At 63.4% G+C, this 17632-nt stretch carries 22 protein-coding genes; 6 read left to right on the top strand and 16 right to left on the bottom strand.

The features are described from left to right. From FV226_RS23385 to FV226_RS23350, 9 genes are all read right to left on the bottom strand, one after another. On the bottom strand, positions 1-1076 hold a 1076-nt coding region (locus FV226_RS23385), incomplete at its 3' end, for a phosphoadenosine phosphosulfate reductase family protein (RefSeq protein WP_147764792.1). Positions 1077-1087: 11 nt separating this feature from the next. After that, positions 1088-1483 (bottom strand): hypothetical protein, encoded by a 396-nt coding sequence (locus FV226_RS23380; protein ID WP_147764791.1) that lies wholly within the window; start codon positions 1481-1483, stop codon positions 1088-1090. Beyond that, positions 1480-1686 carry a hypothetical protein gene (locus FV226_RS23375; RefSeq protein ID WP_147764790.1) on the bottom strand — a complete coding sequence of 69 codons (207 nt, stop codon included), beginning with the start codon at positions 1684-1686 and terminating at the stop codon, positions 1480-1482. Before FV226_RS23375 ends, FV226_RS23380 begins: the two co-directional genes overlap by 4 nt. Further along, on the bottom strand, positions 1683-1991 hold the full coding sequence (locus FV226_RS23370; protein WP_147764789.1) for a hypothetical protein: 309 nt from the start codon (positions 1989-1991) through the stop codon (positions 1683-1685). The genes FV226_RS23375 and FV226_RS23370 overlap by 4 nt, the downstream gene beginning before the upstream one ends. 11 nt (positions 1992-2002) lie before the next feature. Further along, positions 2003-2137 (bottom strand): hypothetical protein, encoded by a 135-nt coding sequence (locus FV226_RS29015; protein ID WP_281406052.1) that lies wholly within the window; start codon positions 2135-2137, stop codon positions 2003-2005. Then, positions 2134-2976 (bottom strand): hypothetical protein, encoded by an 843-nt coding sequence (locus FV226_RS28775; RefSeq protein ID WP_246691712.1) that lies wholly within the window; start codon positions 2974-2976, stop codon positions 2134-2136. Before FV226_RS28775 ends, FV226_RS29015 begins: the two co-directional genes overlap by 4 nt. Continuing rightward, positions 2973-5933 (bottom strand): DUF927 domain-containing protein, encoded by a 2961-nt coding sequence (locus tag FV226_RS23360; RefSeq protein WP_147764788.1) that lies wholly within the window; start codon positions 5931-5933, stop codon positions 2973-2975. Before FV226_RS23360 ends, FV226_RS28775 begins: the two co-directional genes overlap by 4 nt. Positions 5934-6195: 262 nt before the next feature. Next, the gene (locus FV226_RS23355; RefSeq protein WP_147764787.1) at positions 6196-6618 is read right to left on the bottom strand and encodes a hypothetical protein; all 423 of its coding nucleotides are present in this window, start codon (positions 6616-6618) and stop codon (positions 6196-6198) included. After that, positions 6615-6860, bottom strand: a complete 246-nt coding sequence (locus tag FV226_RS23350; RefSeq protein ID WP_246691711.1) for a hypothetical protein — start codon at positions 6858-6860, stop codon at positions 6615-6617. Before FV226_RS23350 ends, FV226_RS23355 begins: the two co-directional genes overlap by 4 nt. 672 nt (positions 6861-7532) lie before the next feature. On the opposite strand from FV226_RS23350, the gene FV226_RS23340 reads away from it, so the two are divergent. Both FV226_RS23340 and FV226_RS28155 read left to right on the top strand, forming a co-directional pair. Next, entirely contained in the window at positions 7533-8162 is a 630-nt protein-coding gene (locus FV226_RS23340) for a hypothetical protein (RefSeq protein ID WP_147764785.1), read from the top strand. A gap of 326 nt (positions 8163-8488) precedes the next feature. Next, positions 8489-8638: a hypothetical protein gene (locus FV226_RS28155; RefSeq protein ID WP_187278832.1), complete on the top strand. Its 150-nt coding sequence runs from the start codon at positions 8489-8491 to the stop codon at positions 8636-8638. A gap of 322 nt (positions 8639-8960) precedes the next feature. On the opposite strand, the gene FV226_RS23335 is transcribed toward FV226_RS28155, so the two are convergent. Next, a complete protein-coding gene (locus FV226_RS23335; protein ID WP_147764784.1) occupies positions 8961-9344 on the bottom strand; it encodes a VOC family protein in 384 nt (127 codons plus the stop codon). Positions 9345-9815: 471 nt separating this feature from the next. Continuing rightward, positions 9816-10763: a helix-turn-helix domain-containing protein gene (locus FV226_RS23330; RefSeq protein ID WP_246691710.1), complete on the bottom strand. Its 948-nt coding sequence runs from the start codon at positions 10761-10763 to the stop codon at positions 9816-9818. Positions 10764-11295: 532 nt separating this feature from the next. Between FV226_RS23330 and FV226_RS23325 the strand changes: the two genes are divergently transcribed. Both FV226_RS23325 and FV226_RS23315 read left to right on the top strand, forming a co-directional pair. Then, a complete protein-coding gene (locus FV226_RS23325) occupies positions 11296-11517 on the top strand; it encodes a hypothetical protein (protein WP_147764783.1) in 222 nt (73 codons plus the stop codon). 603 nt (positions 11518-12120) lie between these two features. Beyond that, positions 12121-12390: a hypothetical protein gene (locus tag FV226_RS23315; protein WP_147764781.1), complete on the top strand. Its 270-nt coding sequence runs from the start codon at positions 12121-12123 to the stop codon at positions 12388-12390. A 72-nt stretch (positions 12391-12462) separates the two neighbouring features. On the opposite strand, the gene FV226_RS23310 is transcribed toward FV226_RS23315, so the two are convergent. Together FV226_RS23310 and FV226_RS23305 are read right to left on the bottom strand one after the other, a co-directional pair. Continuing rightward, positions 12463-12870, bottom strand: a complete 408-nt coding sequence (locus FV226_RS23310) for a response regulator (protein ID WP_246691709.1) — start codon at positions 12868-12870, stop codon at positions 12463-12465. A 202-nt stretch (positions 12871-13072) separates the two neighbouring features. Further along, on the bottom strand, positions 13073-13657 hold the full coding sequence (locus FV226_RS23305; RefSeq protein ID WP_147764779.1) for a MucR family transcriptional regulator: 585 nt from the start codon (positions 13655-13657) through the stop codon (positions 13073-13075). A 320-nt stretch (positions 13658-13977) separates the two neighbouring features. On the opposite strand from FV226_RS23305, the gene FV226_RS23300 reads away from it, so the two are divergent. Together FV226_RS23300 and FV226_RS23295 are read left to right on the top strand one after the other, a co-directional pair. Beyond that, on the top strand, positions 13978-14415 hold the full coding sequence (locus tag FV226_RS23300) for a MucR family transcriptional regulator (RefSeq protein ID WP_147764778.1): 438 nt from the start codon (positions 13978-13980) through the stop codon (positions 14413-14415). Between the two features lie 100 nt (positions 14416-14515). Continuing rightward, complete coding sequence (locus FV226_RS23295) at positions 14516-14719, top strand: hypothetical protein (RefSeq protein ID WP_147764777.1); 204 nt, start codon at positions 14516-14518, stop codon at positions 14717-14719. 433 nt (positions 14720-15152) lie between these two features. Here FV226_RS23295 and FV226_RS29010 read toward each other — a convergent pair whose 3' ends face one another. The 3 genes from FV226_RS29010 to FV226_RS23285 form a co-directional block, all read right to left on the bottom strand. After that, complete coding sequence (locus FV226_RS29010) at positions 15153-15281, bottom strand: hypothetical protein (RefSeq protein WP_281406051.1); 129 nt, start codon at positions 15279-15281, stop codon at positions 15153-15155. Between the two features lie 525 nt (positions 15282-15806). Beyond that, positions 15807-15989 carry a hypothetical protein gene (locus FV226_RS23290; RefSeq protein WP_147764776.1) on the bottom strand — a complete coding sequence of 61 codons (183 nt, stop codon included), beginning with the start codon at positions 15987-15989 and terminating at the stop codon, positions 15807-15809. 1084 nt (positions 15990-17073) lie between these two features. Continuing rightward, positions 17074-17604 (bottom strand): PilZ domain-containing protein, encoded by a 531-nt coding sequence (locus FV226_RS23285; RefSeq protein ID WP_147764775.1) that lies wholly within the window; start codon positions 17602-17604, stop codon positions 17074-17076. Between the last annotated feature and the right edge of the window lie 28 nt (positions 17605-17632).

Below are 17632 nucleotides of genomic sequence, written 5' to 3'. Positions count from 1 at the left end.
TGTGGAGGCAGCTTCAGGTCATGCTGAGCGACGTAGGCGAACACGTCGGCTGCGGACCAGTCTGTGAGGGGTAAGGCGACCTCGACCGATGGCGGCAGGTTCGACCGCAGGCCCGACAGCGTCGCCCCGCCCGCCTCGTCAGCCCGTTGGCCGTTGATGTAGCAGCAGGGGCCTTGCCGCCGGAGGAAGTCGTTGACCGGCATCTGCCGGACGGTGAGGCAACAGCTCAGCCAGGGCTGCAGCCGCGGGCTGTCCTGCCCGAGAACGTTGCGGAAGGGGGCTACGTCCGCTGGGATGCCGCTCGCCTCCCAAACCTGGGGCAGGCTTGGCGACGCGATCTCCACCAGGTCAAACCGATCGCCGAAGCTGCGAACGAACTCGACCATGTGCGCGGCCATGTAGCCGGTGTTGACCCACAGCAGCGTGACGCGGTCGCGCCAGGGCTCCAGCATATGGGCCAGGGCGATGCTGTCCTTGCCGCCGGAGAAGCCGAGGAAGACGCGCTCGTACCGGTCGAAGATGGCGGCCAGGCTGGCGTCGCTGGCGATGGCATCCGGCGGTACCGTCACGGGGGCAGGCGGGGCGTCTGCGATGCTCGTGAGGATCAGCGCTTCCCAAGGCGGCACGTCGTCAAGCGAGACCTCTCGGGGCGGCTCTGGGTTCGCGCCCGTAGAACCGCAGTTGATGGCCCGCTGCCCGTCCCACGCGATGGCGTGGCCGAATTCGGGGCCGACCTCATCACGGGGGCCGCGACCCGGCACGATGACGATGGCGCGGTGGCCCTGGATCTGGCGACGGATCTCGGCGGGGGATGCCAGCATGTTGCCCCATGCCGAAGTCATGGCGGCCGGCGGGAGCTGCGGATGCGTGCGCGACATGACGTAGGTGCCGGCAATCCTCTCGGGCAGCAACGCCGAGGCCAGGGGCATCAGGAACGTCCCGCCCTCGGTCGTATGCGTCCCCGTGATGGTTCGTGCCTTCTCGTAAGACCAGCCTAAGGTGGTAGCGAGCGCGGCCGGCAGGCAGTCGTATATGGTCCGCTGCGGAACGATGTCGGCGCTGGCGAGGGCGTGCATGGCGTGCTCCCTCAATGCCGGGGCCGAGTGTCGGCGGCGTATCGCTTCTCTGGGCCGCTCAGAGCGGACAGGCGGCCGGCGCTGGCTGGCTGCTGATCCTGCGGAACGACCGATTTCAGGTGACTCATCAGGATCGACGCCGCGAAATGGATGGCCTCGTTGACCGGGTCGGCAATCAGGGCGGCGAGGGCACCGTGCTCTCGCACGAACTGCTGGGCCGCCATGTCCCGCTCAGGTGTGCAGCCTCCACGGATGGCTTCTTGTTTGCTCCGCCTGACCAAAGTTGCCAGCGCCATTTCGATGGTCGGCACGTCGTTGAGGATCGGGTGTTGTGGCTTGGGCGGGGCAGATCGGGCAGGGGTAGCGCAGGCGAGTAGCGCAGAGCCGAAACGGGCGGTGATCTTCATGGCGCGTCTCCGCTGGTAGGGGCTGGCGGATCGAGGAACGCGACCTTGAGCCCGGCAGCGAGACCGTGGAGCGCGGCGGCTGCGGCCTGCTGGCGGACCTCGCGGGCGTCGTCGCGCGTCTCGATGGTTACGGCGGCTGTCATGGCAGCTTGGCGTGCGGCCTGGATGCCGGCGGCGAAGGCGGCTTGCTCCCGAGCGTTCATGAGCGCCACGCCGACAGCCCAGCCCAAGCAAGGTCTAGGATCGCCTCGCGCACGTCGGCACGGCTGGGATCTGCGGCTCGAATGCGGGCGAGCAGGTAATCCAGGGCCTCGTTTCCGCCGGCTGCGGCGATCTCGAACCCGCGGCTGCGGATCGTCGCGCGGTACGCCTTGGCGGCAGGCGCGTCGGGCTCGTGCGGCTCGATGGCCGTGAGCAAGGCCAGCAACGACGCCTCGGCGCGGGCGAGCGGGCTGGCAGAGGGCGGGGCGAAGGTCTTGAGGGCGGCGGTGCGTCTCGGGGCGGGCATAGCGGTTCCTCTCAGGTTCGACGGGCGAGCGCGGCAGCGATGGCAAGGGTCTGAGATCCCCCGGCAGTCATCTCGGCGGCGTAGCGAACCGCGCGGGCTTCGATGGCGCGGACGGCGGCGAGAAGACGGTCGTGGGTCGGGATCATCGACCAAAATCCCAGATCGGAATGCCCTGCGGCCGACCGGGCATCTCGCGGTGGGTCAGGTGCCCGAAGGAGATCGTAGCCGCGGTGATGGCGCGGACCGGGCCTCCGATCGGCAGGACGAGGCCGCCGCAGGCATCAACGCGGATGGTGCCGGCTTCCGGGTGGACGTTGAACAGGCGGGGCGTCGTCCAGCCCAAGGCTTCAGCCTGATCCCCGAAGGTGTCGAGGAAGGCGAGGGCGCGAGCGTGAACCGAAGCCCAGCCTTCCAGCGTGTAGCCGGGGCAGGGGATACGAGAGGCTGACAGGGACGCGAGACCCGCCCGCCATCCCGCGACGGCGCTCGCGTTCAGAGAAGGGGCGGCCTGAGAGCGTGCCTGTGCCTCCGCCTCAGCGCGAGACAAGCCGCCGTCGTACTCCATGATGGCAGCGCGCTCGTCGGCCTCGTCAGTGTCCGAGGAGGGAAGGGCGGCCGGCAGGCGGCCCGGATTTCCCGTTTCTCTCTCTATTTCCCGTTTTATAGAAGGGGAGCGGGAAATGTAACTATCTGATCCTGCGGGCTTTTCCCGCATTTCCCGCATTTCCCGCTCGCTAACAACGGGGCCTCGTGTGCGCGCGCTCGCCCGCACGCCCGCGCCCGCCTGGGGCTCGCTATTTTCAAAAAACCCATTCCCCCCTTTTCCCTGGCGGGAAACGCGGGAAAGGCGGGAAATCTGTTTATCTTCAATATCTTGATCGTTCCCGGATGGGGGCCGGGAAACGGGAAACGCGGGAAATTCTGGGGTGCTGCTCGCCTCGATTGAGGCTGCGGTTTCGGCGAAAAAGGCGGCGAGATCCATCATGCCCGCCCCCCAGAATGCACCGCGAATGCGACCTCATGCTGGGCCGACATCCTGAACTCGTCCCGCCGAAGGGCGTAGGCTTTGACCCTTCCGACCCTCGGGACGTAGGCAACGAAAAAGCAGTCGTGATCTTTGGCCTTGGCGATAAGGCCCTGCGCGTGGAGAGCGCGGCCGATCTCGGCTTCTTTGAGCGTCCCTCCGGCCGCCTCTACGATCCGGTGCGCGGGGATGTAGACCGCTCTGTCGTCGTACCAGCCGAGGGCGTTGCGGTTTGTCGCCCGCGTGCCTTCCTCGGGGTCGGTTGCTTGGATATCCGAGCCCCACCGCTCAGCGACCCAAGCCCGCAGGTTGGTGACAGCCTGTGTCTCAGGGTCCAGGGCGACAGCATCCGTCGATTTCTGGAAGCGCTCCCATGCCCACCGGATCGCGCCGTCAATATCCATCCCTGCTGGCAGCAACCCGAACTGCCGCGCCATCCGTCCAGCGGTCAGCAGGATTGCGAACGGGCTGGCGGCGCGCACCATGGCGCCATCTGCGCCCTCGCCTGCGATCTTGCTCGCGGCGGTGTTGATCCCGGCCCGGATCGTCTGCGCCTGCTGGTGAATGCCAGCCTCGATCATAGCCTCCACGAAGGCGGGTCCGGCGTGTCCGAAGTTGCGGTCTACCGCCTGGATCTTCGCCATTACGGCGTGGTCAACGGCGCGGTCTACACCCGAGATGTCGATATCGGGGATGCGGGCGGCCATACCGCCGTACCACTCGCCGCCATCGCCGCGGACCTTCTCCTCAAGCGACTTCTCGGCCGACAGGATGATGAAGGTGGACCAAGTGTGCGATGCCCTGAGCTGCGCGTCTGCCGTCATCCGGGCTTTGCCGACACCGGAAGCCAGCGAGTAGATGATCTTGCCCAGCTCCTTCCCGTTGACGTGCCCAAGCTCGTCCATTGCGAGGACGCTGCCGTTTGAGCGTGCGGCCATCATCTCGACGCCGTTCGCGGTCGCCCTGGCGCTCTGCAACAGGCTGTCGCGCTGATCCAAGGCGGCCCGGCACCACACAGAGACCGCAAGGCGCTGCGCCGTCGTCTTGCCGCCTGACGTGATGCCGGACAGGTTGACCCCGCACGTATCGAGGCCGACGAGCGAGAGCAGCGGCGCCGCAAACCCGGCGATCGTGCCAATGATCCAGTGCTCGCACCGGGGGACGCTGGCAGCCGCGCCGACGGCAGTCTTCCAGCCTTCCAGGGTTCCGCCCGTGGAGATTGCCGGGCGAATTCTGGCGTTCACGGAAAGCTCGGGCAGGCTGTCAGCCGGTGCGCCAATCACCCTGCCGGACGGGCAGACGAAAAAGCGATCCTCGACGCCTGCGAGTTCGTGCCAGCCGGGGCGTCGGAACACGACGATCTCGGCTTCGGGATCGGCCGCCTTCAGCGCCTTTACGGCGATCAGCTCGCCGTCATTCTCGGACCGCATCCCGGCCTCGAACAGCATGGCGCGGGTGTCGGCGGCGCCCTGCCGAGCGAAGGCGGCGCGATCCACGTCAATCTCACGACGCTTGCCGCCCATGTCCTCGACCACGAGGCGCAGGCCGTAAGTGTCCCCGTCGTCAGCGTGGCGAAGCCGGGCCACCACACCGAACGGTGTCGCGATCGGCTGAGGCACGATCTCGTCGCCCACCTTCACGAACTGGTGGACCTTGATGCGCCCGGCCTCGGTGCGCTGGTAGGCCAGCTTGAAGCTGTCGAGCGTCGGCAGCGGATAATCGCGCTCGACCTGGCGCAGCGACGCGACACCCTCCGTTCGCTCGCGCTCCTCCTTGATTTCCTCCGGGGTCGGGGTGTAGGCAACCGCCGCAAGGATACCCGCTCGGACCGCCTCGGCGCCGTGCTCCGCATGGATGTCGAGCCAGTCAGCGGACGTGCCGGGCGTGCCGGCAATCGCAATGGTGGTGGTGACGCGCGTTCGGTTGCGGATGCCGAAAACTCGAGCGGCACGCTCCCCGCGCCGGGTCGGGTTTGGCCGAGTGATCTTGGCGGCCTCGTCGCGGTCCGCGGCGATGGTGACGCGCTTCGTGGCGGGCCAGGGCGTGAACGCTTCGATGCCGTTGGCATTGATAGCCGAGGCCACCGTGACCTCGCCGGCCTCAATCTCCACGCGGAAGGCATAGGCGACGGCAGCCGCGGTCTCGATGCCCTCGGCGACGATGCACCAGGGAGAACGGGAAGGGTCGCCCCAAATGACGGAGCGGCCGGCAGTGCTTTCCTCGCCGACGCGCTTGGCGGACTTCTTCGGGTCGCGGGTGTAGCCGGAGGCGTCCGTTCCGAGGTCAGCCTTCCCGTTGCCGCCGGGGGCGAGATAGATCCGGTGGGCGTGCTGGCGTTTCTCTGCGTCTACGGTGCCGAACACGGCGCACGGCCACTCGCCAGCCTTCACGGGCTTTCCAGTGCCTTTGCCCTTCGGCGGGTCGAAGTACGCGAGCGCCTGGAAGCCGACGACGGGCGTGGTCGGCATCAGCACGGCGGCGGCCTCGACCCCAAGCCGGTGCGCCAGATAAGCGCCGGGCAGCGTGTCGTCGCGGCGGGCAGCCGGAGCGCTCAGCAGGCTCGCGGCGTCGGTCTTTTGGAAGGCCCCGTCCTCTCCGCTCTTGGTGCGGATCAGGTCGTCGCGGCCGATGATTTCGACACAGCGGAGTTTGGCGCCCTCGATATCGCAGCCGTCCATCTCGGTTACGGCATCAAAAATCGAAAAGCCCTTTTTGCAGGTGCAGTAGCCCTTGCGCTTGCTGGCGTCCCAACGCCAATCGTCCGTGCCCCCGTGGCCGGGGAACGGGCAGGTGATGTGGCCGCGCTGGCTCTCCCGCCACGGGATGCCGAGGGCTCCCAAGATCTCAGTCTCGTGGCCTTCGACCGCGTGCTGCGCCGCTTTGGTCGGGACGTAGCGTTCTGCCGTGGTCGCCGTCATGCTTGGGAGCCTCCATTGCCGGAGCGCGAAGGCGCCGCGCTGAGGCGCGCGACGGGGCTATGCTGGGGGCGGTGCTTGGCGCACCAATCGTCGGCCGCTACGACCGGCCACGCGGCGTTCGTGCCGCTGAAGTTCTCGGGGTCGATCGTCGGCGGGCGGGCGCGGCACTGGCCCACCGGCTCGTCGGTGACAGGGCCACCCCCGCGAGAGACGCGCTGCGACCCCCACGAGCGCCACGCGGAGCAGCTCGGACAGGTGCGGGTCATGGCTTACCCCCATCGCGGTAGGGGCTGTCTGGCCGGGCCATAGCCAGCCGCATCATCCGTTCCTGCGCGCGGATCTGCGGGTGTTTGTCCGCATACCCCTCGAACACGTCTCGCGCGTCGGCTTCGCCAAGCTCCTCCCCGATCGCCTCAGCGGGGCCGAAGACGACGACCTTGAGGCGAACGCCGGGGGCGACCTGTTTGAGGGCGATGAAGGCGGCCGGAGTGGCGGCCGTCAGGTTGAAGGTCCCGCCCTCAATGAGTTCGGTTTGCCTTTGCTCGGCCTTGCTGATCAAGCGGACGCGGTATTCCCGGCTCGAATGCCTAGCGAAAAACCAGCGGTCGCCCTCGATTGCCTTGTCGGCCTCGTTGGCGAGCCGCTGCATAGTGCGGCGCTGCTGGGGGGATAGCTGAATGGTCATGCCTGCTGCCCCCCATTCTGTCGGGAGGGGCGCAGCTCGCCGGCAAGGTCGGCTGCCGAGAGGATCGCCGCGCTGGCGCAACGGACCGCGTAGACGAGGCCCTTCACGTCGCCGAGGGCTGCGAACTCGCCCGCGGTCCGGCTGTACGCTTCGCACGTCGCTACCGCGTCGCTGATGGCGTTGAGCACCGGCACCGGGTCGGCCGGAACGGAGTAGGGGCGAAGGGCTGCGCGCTGGGTCATGCGTTGCGCCCCCGCCAAGTATCGACGGCGGGATAAGCCAGTTCCGCTACCGCGCGGGCTGTGGCCGGGCTCAGTCGAAAGCGGTCGGCGATGATTTGGGCTTGGAAGGAACGGGGTTCTGCGTTAAATCTCTCGATGCTGACTTGCCGGAAAGCATTCGAGAGACCCGCCGTCGCCCCGCGATGCGCGGGTTTTCTCATTTTCGGGGTGTTCCTGCTGATGGAGCGCCAGCCGGATGGCTCGGTGCGGTAATCCAGCGGGACGTGCCCGCCGGGATGGCGGGTTAGGCGGCGATCGGAGCCAAGGCGTCGGCTGGCAGGCACAGAAGCTCCCGCGCTACGTGCGGGGGGATCGTCACTCGTTGCCCGACACGCGATGCGCGGACCTCGCCTGCTTTGATGGCGCGGTAGAGCAGATGCTTCGACATACCGAGAGCGACCGCTAGGTCCGGCACGTCTACTCCCCGCCCTTCCGCGAGCGCCTTTCGTAGAGCCTCGTTCATCCCAACGCCTCCGAGCGATGCGTCTATCTTTCGCTCGAACCCTTATGGGGGAGACGGGGCTTGTCTGTCAACACACCGAATGATAGGCGTATCGCTCCGCAACTGGAGAGACGGCAGCTACCATGCCAAAGCGCGCGACACCGGACGCGGAGGGCAAGCGTGTCCCTCTAATGGCTCGCACCACCATTGGAGTTCGGAAGTCTCTAGAGGAGGCGGCCGGCTTCAACGGTGTATCGCTTGCGCAAGAAGTCGAAGACCGACTGAAGCAGTCGTTCCGAGAGCCAGAGCGCGAAAGAAAACAGACCCTTCGTGAGACCCGTCGTCTTGGAGACGAGAAGACCGCTCGAATTATTCGAGAAGTTGTAACGGTGATTACTTCGCTCGGGGGCGATCACTCTCCAGACAAAGAGCCTCTCGTTCGGGAGGCGTTGAAGGCTGGCATCAACAATATCTTGAACGTGCGCCTGTCGGGTTGGGGCGGCGGCCTCATGGCGAAGCCGGTTGGCTTAGAGCCTGTGTCGGATGCCGATGTCATTCATCACTCAGACCAAGAGGCCGTTGAGCGCTGGAAAAGACGTGAAGCGATGCTCGCGCAGATCGTGCTTCTCAATACCGAGGACAAGGAAGCGGCTATGGCGCTGCCTTCTTCTTTCGGGCAGGACCCCGCAAAAGGTCTTTTCGCGACCGATGTCCGCGTGATCGAGATGGATACCCCCAAATCCGAAGAAGTGAAGGGTGCGACAAAATCTCCGATCGTTAAGACCAAGAAGAGAGCTATCAACCGGAGAGACGTCAGCTAGATCAAGGCTAGTTGATCTTTGAATTGCTGTCTTTCTGTCTGATGCAATTATAGAAAAGTAGACGTACACTTTTAGCCCTCATCCTGCGGAGGCGAAAGTGTCAGTTGTCGAGCGTCCAGGTCCGGGCCGCAGCATTCTTACGGATGTGCTTTCGGCTCGCGTGCCGCCGGGGTTCAGTAATCAGATCCGGGCCGCGGCTCGCGCTGAGGGCGTCAAGCCCGGCGCGCTGATCCGTGAGGCGATGTCAGAGCGGATCGCCCGCGCCGGAGCGCTCATCGCGATCAAGACGGAGCGTGGCTCCCTCGTATCCGGGCAGGAGGCTTGAGATGGCTGACCTTGGCATCGACGACCCGACCGGCGGAGCGAGCTTCGAGAACTTTCCGACCTTCGACGGCGGCCTGATGGGTGGCGGAAGCACGCTCGGCTCAATCGGCATTCAGGCTTTGGGCGGCATAGGCCGGTCGTTGATGACATAGCCGGAGAATGCTCCCCTGCAGAACTTCTCGTCCGGGTTTCAGCAAGCGGGCGCCGCCGCGGGTGGCAACAAAGCTGCGCTGATCGCCGCGCTGCGAGCGAAGGGGTTCTCGGACATCGATGCGCTGCGGTACGCGGACAATCCGCAGCTCGCAGCCTTCATGCTCGGCAACCCGTCGGGCGCGCCCGTCAGCCTCTCAACGCCTGCGCTCAACGAGGGGCTTAGCTCGCTATTCAAACCCTTCACGGGCACCTGAGGCGCGCCGATACCGTTCGGGTACTCTCCGCCGCGCCCGTGCAACGCGGCGAAGAAGAGTTGGTGCTTCAGTTCTCGATGCGATGAAGGGCGCAGAGCTTGTTGCCGTCCGGATCGCGCAGGTATGCGAGGTACATCTTTCCAGCGGAACCCGTGCGCTCACCCGGCGGATCTTCGACCGAGGTGCCGCCGTTCGCGACGCCGGCCTCGTGCCAAGCCTTGGCCTCTTCCGCGCTTTCCATGGTGAAGCCGATGGTGCCGCCGTTCGCTCCGGACGCAGCCTTACCGTCAACAGGCTTGGTGATGAGGAGGCGACCACCTCGGTGATCATAAATCAGCCGGCCATTCGCATCCGTGATGCCGGAAGGCCCACCCGTCGCGGCGAACAAGGCGTCGTAGAACGCCTTCGTCCGGGCCATGTCGTTGCTGCCGATCGTGATATGGCTGAACACTGAGCCTTCTCCGTTTCCTGTGGGCGGCTTCGGCTACCGCGTCCGACCCCGAACGTACAGGCTGTCAGCCTCCGCTCGTGAGGGCGCTCTGGAGGGCTGAACTTAAAGACCTATCGCCGGCACCGACTGTCGGGAACCGAAATACCCATTCTCCGACTGTAGATTTGCCGACAGGTTTTCCCGACAGGTTTGACCCGGCTAGGGGCGGAAAATCGGACCGCCTGTCAGAATGGCTGGAAAACGGTCGTTTACCTGACGACAGCCGATGCGGACCTAAGGTCCGAGAGGGGTGGGAAGCGGGAATTGGCCTTATGCCCGGAAGCGGACCTTCGGCTTTGCGCCCATCGCAATCCTTCAAGAAGCCTTCGTCCATTCTCGCGACGTGTTGCCGCTGCTCCCCGACGACGCGGCGTCCTGGCTTGGCCTGGGACGCGGTTGGTCGCCGCCCCAGTTCCGGTAAAGCGTCCGCCCTCAGGTGTTAAAGGTTCGGAGATCGCGCGGCGCGGTTCCGAAGCGCCGACGGAAGGCGCTGCTGAAGACCGACGCGTCGGTGAAGCCGCACCGGTACATGATGGTCGCGATGCTGTCGCTTGCATGTGCAGGCGCCGACAACTCGCGATGCGCCCGGTCGAGGCGCGCGTCGCGGATCGCCGCCGCCACACCCTCGCCGTCGGCGAAGGCGGCGTAGAGACGGCTGCGAGAGACGCACAGCGCTCGGTACAGGGCGTCGGGACCGAACCCCGGATCGTGCAGGCTGCGTTCGATGTGCACCGCTGCCAGTGACCGCAGCGCGTCCGCTGTAACGTCGCCCGGGGGAGCGCCCATCAAACCCCGGAACAGGTGGAGGGTGCCCTCGACCGCGATGCCGGCCTCGGCCTCCGTCATGCCCGGCACCAAGGCCGCGTAGGACCGCAGGTAGGTCGCGAACAGCGTATTGAGTGGGCCATGGCCGATCAGGCGCCCGGCGTAGGCTTCTGGCTCGCCGACATGGGTCCTGAAGGCCGTGCGTGCGACGCTAAGCCGAATCTCCTCGTAATCCTCGTAGGCCCCGATCAGGAACGGGCGTCCGGAGTCGGTGACGCTTATGTCGCCGGGAGCCATCCGCCCGCCGCGGGTCCCTTGTTCGAAGTACTGGGTACCGCGCAGGACCAAGGCGATTGTGATGGTGTCGCGCCCGTCTTGGCGGACATGGCGCGCCGAGCGCTCGACATCTACCCGCGGGCCCTCGGTATGCAGCAAGGTGCTGTGAGCCGTGACGGCGACGAGACGACTGGCTGCGAACGATCGCCGTTCGTCGGCCCCGGCGCTGGAGACGCCGGACATTGCTAGCGCCGTGTCGCGCCAGAACTCGAATGCTCGCTTGGACTCGACCTCGGCCGTGCTTTGCCTCAGCGTTTTGACGCGGGGGCCCTCGGTCAATCTATACTCCCTGGTTCAGACGCTTGGAGATCGGGGCTCGCTCTGTCTGCAAGGTATGTCAGTTTGTAAATTAGCAAGACTTCGAATTGGGTATTTTTGTATGCGTATGCACCGCGTACTGGGTCAGGGTTGGAAGCTAAATCAGGTCGATGGTTAAATAATCACCGGTAATTATAGGTGTATGAGGCACGACCAAATTTTGTGGATCGAATTTTCCAAAGCAGATATAATCCTTTAGGCCAGTATAGATCTCAAAGCTAGGTTAGGTTGCTCGCAAGCGGCCCTTCTAAACTTCAGAGAAGGATCGTGAGCGGCCGCTCACGATAATCGCCCGCGGGCGAAGTGCCAGCGGCCTGGACCTTTGAGGTCTACGCCGCATCTGGCCGGCACTTAATGTCGAAGCCGTTCACCTATGTTCTGAGCGATAGGACGGAGAGACAAAAGTTTGGGACGCTCAGACAATAAAGTTCCGGTCCGTTCCTGCTGTGAGTGCGTTACTCACCCCGCCGACGAGCAAAACAGGGACGAAACAATGAGCAACCCCACACATTTGAAATGGCTGTCGCGGCGAGGCTACTCCGCCCATGTGAAAAGCTCGATCGGCCAATCGATCGGCCGGCGAAAAATGGCTGCCGAGATGCTTGTACCAGCAGTCACACCTTATGCCAGGCAGTCGGACCGGAATGTGGTCGCCTTCATGCCGCGTCTTGCCGGCGGTGACGAGCAGCCGGTCACAGAGCTTCAAACTCTCTGAGGGACTCTGCTGCTCGATCTGGTGCGAAGCTCCGGTGGAATGGGTAAAATATCCGTCGCGTGGCTATACCCCGACCGCTACGGCGTCGAACATGAGCCGACGGACTAAAGCCTCTCGCCTTGCTTGACGCAGCACGATGCGGGCCGCCGCTCGGGCATTGGCCGCGCGCAGTTCAGCCTTTGGGGCACCATCGCGGAGAGCGCGCTGCGCTAAAGCGCGAAACCAAAGTGCATTGGCGATAGCTACGGCACGACGATCAGTCACCGGCCCGCGCTCGTGCGGGTCGGACAATCCCAGGGGCTGCATGGCATCGATCCTGAGCGGCAAAGATACGCCCGCCCTTGAACTAACCGTCTAATGACACGCAGCGGTAGACGGATCAATACTTAGTTACGACCCAATCGAGAAATTACACGAAGCAGGGTGGTTCGACAGGCTGGCTGGAATTTCAAAATCGATCCGATTTTGCTATTTTGAACGATCGTAAAGGTTAATTGGATAGTGATGTGCAATCCAAGGAGCTAGAGCGACATTTACCTATATTTCTACTCTGAAATACGACAATATTTATATAGAACATGCGCTGTTTATCAGAGATTGGTTATGAACGACAACATGAACGAGCGTGGTAAAGCACTTGAGCTGACACAAGAGCTGGCCCGTACGCTGATGCGTTCGATCCAGGCTCAACCCGGTCGGGTCAGCTCGTCGGACATGGCCACCATTCGTCGGCTCGAAGCGTCAGCACACCGCGGCGAGCTTTCAAACGATCTCGCCGACGCGATCTCCGCCACGCGACGAACCCTAGCTCGCTTGAACGCAGGCAGCCGACATCCGCGGCGAACGGGGTTCATTTGGACAGCAGCGGAGTAGGGTTGCCTGACCACGCACTGATAGCTCGTCCCTGCCGCCCGATCCGATCACGGGCTGGCGGGGGAAGATCGGCTATAGCAGCACGTTCACGGCTTCGTGGACCGGTACGGCAGGCGTCTGATGGACGGACCAAACCTGCTGGATCGTCTCGCGCAGAGCCGCGGGCATGAACGGCTTGACGAGGCAGGCGTTTACCCCGGCCCGACGCGCGGCGATGAAGCAGTGGGCCTGCTCCTTCGTCGTCATGATGACGAACGGCATTTCGCGAAGCTGCGGATCATCACGCTCCCGGCGCAACAGCTCGTAGCCGGTCATCGGAAGCATGTTCCAATCTGCGATGACGAGGCCGTAGCGCCGCTGGTTCATCATCGCGAGCGCGGCACCGCCGTCGGCAGCCTCGTGCACGTCGGTCAGCCCGACCTGTTCGAGCGTGGAGCGAACCACGGCGCGGATCAAGGGCACATCGTCCACGACGAGCACAGGCAGCGATCCTGGCGGTGTCACATCATCCCCAAAAACGGTTCGGCCCCGCCGCGATCTGCTCACGCGGCGGGGGAACCCCGGATCTCACCAGCGAGGCCGATACGCAGTACATGGCCTACATGCAGGATGCCGGCACTTGGTTAGGGGCACGTCACCGCGACGGGTGCCGCGGTGTGCCGGATCGGGGCGTCGAGCGGCTTCAAGCCGTCTCGGCGACCTTCTCGGCCTTCTTGCGGCCGTGGGCCTTCGGAGCCGCCTTGGGGGCTTCCTCGGACCCCTCTGCGGCCTTGCGCGGCCGACCGCGGGTCTTGGGTGCCTCGGAGGTCGTCTCGTCGGCTTCGGCGGCCTCAGGAGGCGCCTTGCGCACTTGGCCCAGGCCGAGCGAGCGCGCCAGCGCGGAACGCTGAGCGGAGTAGTCGGCAGAGGTCGACGGGTAGTCCGACGGCAGGCCATAGCGCGCCCGGTAGCCCTCGATCGTCAGGCCGCTCTTGGTCAGGTGGCGTTTGAGGGTCTTGTAGGGCTTACCATCAATGAAGCTGATGAGCGCAGCCGGTGTGATCGACTTCTTCACCTGTGCCGGCGTCGGCTTCTCGAGACCAGCAGGCTCGGCGGGCGCCTCGTTGGCAAGAGCCGCCAAGGCCGCGTGCACGCTGGCGATCACCTTCGGCAGCTCGGCTACCGGCACGTTGTTGTTCGACACGTAAGCTCCGACAAGGTCGGCAGCGAGTTCGATAAAGTTAGTGGATTGAGCTTCGACTTGTTCGTCCACAGCGATCCCTTTCATCAAGAGGATCTATCGCTCCACCAGACGAGGCAGATGGTCAAGGGACGTTCTTGCAAAACACACTATCGAATGCTGCCAGGCGGATAGAAAGCCGCTGCTGTGCTTCGACATGAGGCTCGATGGGGTAGAGAAGCCCCGGACCGTTCGAGCGGCCGGTGCCGCCTTGATGAGACCCTCCGGTTCACCTCCTCACCAAATCCGATCTCTCAAGCATGCGCGGAGCCTAAAGTAGGATCGTACAATCGTCTTTGAGTCCTGCCTTGATTTTGTGCGGAGATTGGATGATCTCACGCGAGAGGGGCTAACACAGGACAACCTAAGTGATAGAAGAAAACCAAGCGCAGACCCCCGAAACGCTCGCGCTGGCCAGCGAAATCGTTGCGGCCTACGTCGCGAACAACTCCATCCCGGCTTCTGAGCTTCCGAAGCTGATCGGGAGCGTGCATACGGCTCTAGTAGGTCTCTACGGCGGAACGGCAGCTGAGAGCGATGGCGCTTCGGCTGAGATGGTTGAGAAGCCAACCTCCGCCCAAATCAAAAAGTCGATCACATCGGACGCGCTAATCAGCTTCGTTGATGGCAAGCGATACAAGACCCTGAAGCGTCACCTCAGCAAACACGGTCTCAACCCGCATTCCTACCGAGCGAAGTTCGGCCTCCCGGCAGACTACCCGATGGTGTCGCTTTCGTACTCAGCGGCCCGCTCCGCCCTTGCGAAGAACATTGGCCTCGGCCGGCCTGGCCGCGCGGCCGTCTAAGGATCGATAGAAGCCCGCCGCGATCCAGCGGCGGGTTGAACTGCCTCAACCGACGCGTCACGTTCTCAACCCCCAAGGTCACCGGCTCGATGTTGTCGAGGTGACCACGCCTCGCTACAGCGCGTCGATGGACAAGCTCGAAGCCCTCCTGGACCGCCTCAAGACCCGGCAGCGCGACCTCATCATGGACGCCTCTCAGTACGACACGATGCCGGCCGACAGCACCCTGAAGCGGATCGCGGAGCTTGAGAACGCAATCGCGGCTGTGGAGGCGGTGGCAGACGAGGAACGGCGGCAGCGGTAGAGCCGGCGATGTGACCGCTCATCCTTCGGCAACCTGGATGCTGCAATGTGGTCAGCGCTGCATCTGCAGCCAGCAGGTCTGCTTGATCCGCTGTAGCGGTCTTGCTTGCCCCCGAGCAGGACCGCTTCCCCCGCGGTCCACATGCCCAAGCGCACGGCGGGTCTTGGGTTTGTTCGTGCCACAGGCCAGGCTACATGCTACCTCGATGCGGCTCCTGACCTGGGGAGCATCGGAACCTGACGAACCTCGGCGCGCTCTTACCCAGCGCGCCTTTTTCGTTAGTGCGCGGCCTATAGGATCGTTGCTTTTAGCGCCGTCATCTCAGAACGAAATGCGTATTAGCCGACGATGGTGATGGTTGAGCGCCTAGTGCTTATCGTGGCTCTGTCCTCGCCTCTTAACTGAGGCCGGATGGGTGGCGAGCCGAACCAAGTTAACAGTACGGGCTCCGGTCCGCCTCATTCCAGATCGCGCGCTGCTTCGTCGAGGCGTCGCGCTCCACGGGCAGCTGCGCGTTCACGGTCGCGAGCGCCAGGACCAGAGCCGTCGTGTCGTCGCTCATCCTTCAGCAACCTGTTCGACGCATTGTCATTGATGCTGCGTCAGTGGCCGGCTGATCCCCCCGATCTGCTGTAGCGGTCCTGCTTGCTCCTCCAGGCAGGACTACCTCCTTCGTGCGCCTTGCCCAGGTCGGCGTTCTCGTAAGGGGCAACGACCGCGGCCGAGATGCGGAGCAGCTTCCCGCGGTACTGAAACCCGGCCAGGTCCCCCCGCTTGATCATGTTGCGGATGTGGGTGCCGGAGCACGCACATCGCTGTCGGAGTGATTGCGAGCATCGCCACGATCTCGGCCGATGGTCTTTTCCAAGCGATGAAGCGCCTACAGCGCCACCACGATGCAGCGCAACAACGATTTTCGTTGCCACCTACGTAGTTCCCCTGTCAGATCGTCTTCAACAATAACCGAAGGGGGGGGAGTCCAGCAATGTCTATATCTTTCGATGCGATGATCCTGCTCGGCGCTTTGTGGATCGCTGGTATTGTTGAGTTTGCAATCTGGTGTCACGTTGCGCCTGAGTATGCCAAGTTAGGCGAATAGGCCGACCAACCTCATCAAGACCCACCACGCCGCATAGCCCCACAAGGCGATGGTGACGATGAAAAAGGCCAACATCAGCGCAAACGCTGCCCAGGTCGCTAAGCGTTCACGTAGGCGTTCGAGCGGCGTAGCCTGATCCGGCTCGATCGAGCCATCGAATTCCGGGCTCATGACTTCTACCGTCGGCATACGGCGTCTCGCTTCGAAGCTGAGACGCTTCGACGCCTTAAACGCATGCGTCCCTAAAACCGTTCAACTTGTGCAGATGTTCTACGTGAGCGCAGCTTTTATGGGAGCTGGCCTCCTCGATTAATCGTGCGCCAGAACCGCCCTGAGATGATCAAGGCCGGCAGGTGTCCCTTGTTCATCAGGCTTGACCCGTCGGGCGTTCTGCGGCCGATAGATAGGCTCTGCTGCGGGGTGTGGCCTGGACCCCACACCCTCTCAGCAGGAACACGGGCGGCTCTTTCAGGGGGCCGCCCGTTTTCGTTGAAGCTCCCCAATCTCGCGTTCGGGTAGTGGCGAACTGCCTGATGTTTTGGCCCACCACGATTCCCGCCAATGCGGAACCCCGACCCATGCTCTGCGAAACCTATGTCTTCCGTGATGGCTTCTGCATCCCGAAGCACCTCGCCGCGCCGCCACGCCCCCGTGGCACGCAGTCCGGCCTCGCCCGGCCCTGCGTCCTTTCGGACGGCTGCGAGTTCGTCTCAAAGGCTCGGGTTAGGTCGTGGCCTCGAAGGTGTCATTGACGCTGCATTAGCAGCCGGCCGATCTCCTCGATCCGCTGCGGCGGCCCTGCCTTTGTCCCCATAGGCAGGGCCCCCACCTCATCTAGACAATGAACGGGCCATAGGCCGGCGTAGCGGTTACTGTTCCCCGCATGACCGACCTTCACGCGACCACCCGGCCCGAGGCTTCACGGGCATGGCGCAGGGAACTGGCCCGTGCCGGCCTGTCATCGCGTGCTCTCTGTGCTGGGCTGCCTAACGACGTTCGCGACCGCCCCCGGCGCGCAAGCGTCGAGAGGGGCGTGCTGTAGCAGACCCTTAACCGGTCCACAGCATCGGCTCTCGTCGCTGCCCGGTTTCGATCCGCCATGAATCACGTTCGGTTCGTGCTCCCACCAAATCAGCCTGTAGTTCACGATCAAAGCTGCAACGAGGCAATTAGGCCTTGTTGCAGCTTTGTACTTGGCGCTAAATAGATACGATCTACTTGTTAGCTTTATGTATTAACATCAAAGAACCCGACACTAAGCGGACTTTAAAAGATCCTTGAGCGGCGTATGGCTGTATCGCACCGGTATCGGGGTAGCAGAAGACCTTGCATTCCCGATCGGAGTTTCGTTTGTGGTATTGTGTTGCCAAATCGTGGCATTGCGACGCTCGATCAAGTCCATCATCGCACTCACTGCCTTATGAAGACGCACCTCAGTAGCGCTCACAATACCCTCTGATGCGAGATTGAGCGCCTCGAAAACTAGTTCTTCTTTGAAGGCATGCTCAATCAGGATTGCTTCAATTTCCTGGCGAACCGGGTCGAGGAATTCAACGCCAAAGCCATTAGCTTCGCGACGGGCAATGCGGCATGCGCGCGGCAAGGTGCTCATACCAATGGAAAGATCAAAATTTGGAGGGACTAACTCATGTTCTGCAGTTTTTATAAAGCAGCCGTAGCTAGTTATATCCGTAACCTCGCACAATATTATATCACTTGTTTTGGGAACGAATATTCTTGCCGATAGATTGCAAACCTGTCGCTGGATACGGCGCCTGTCGGACATTTTACGCTACCTTACTAGAATATAATAC

The sequence above is a fragment of the Methylobacterium sp. WL12 genome, from assembly GCF_008039475.1.
Taxonomy (GTDB): domain Bacteria; phylum Pseudomonadota; class Alphaproteobacteria; order Rhizobiales; family Beijerinckiaceae; genus Methylobacterium; species Methylobacterium cerastii.
The sequence above is the reverse complement of the archived record's forward strand: the minus strand, read 5'-3'. Positions and strand labels throughout refer to the sequence as shown.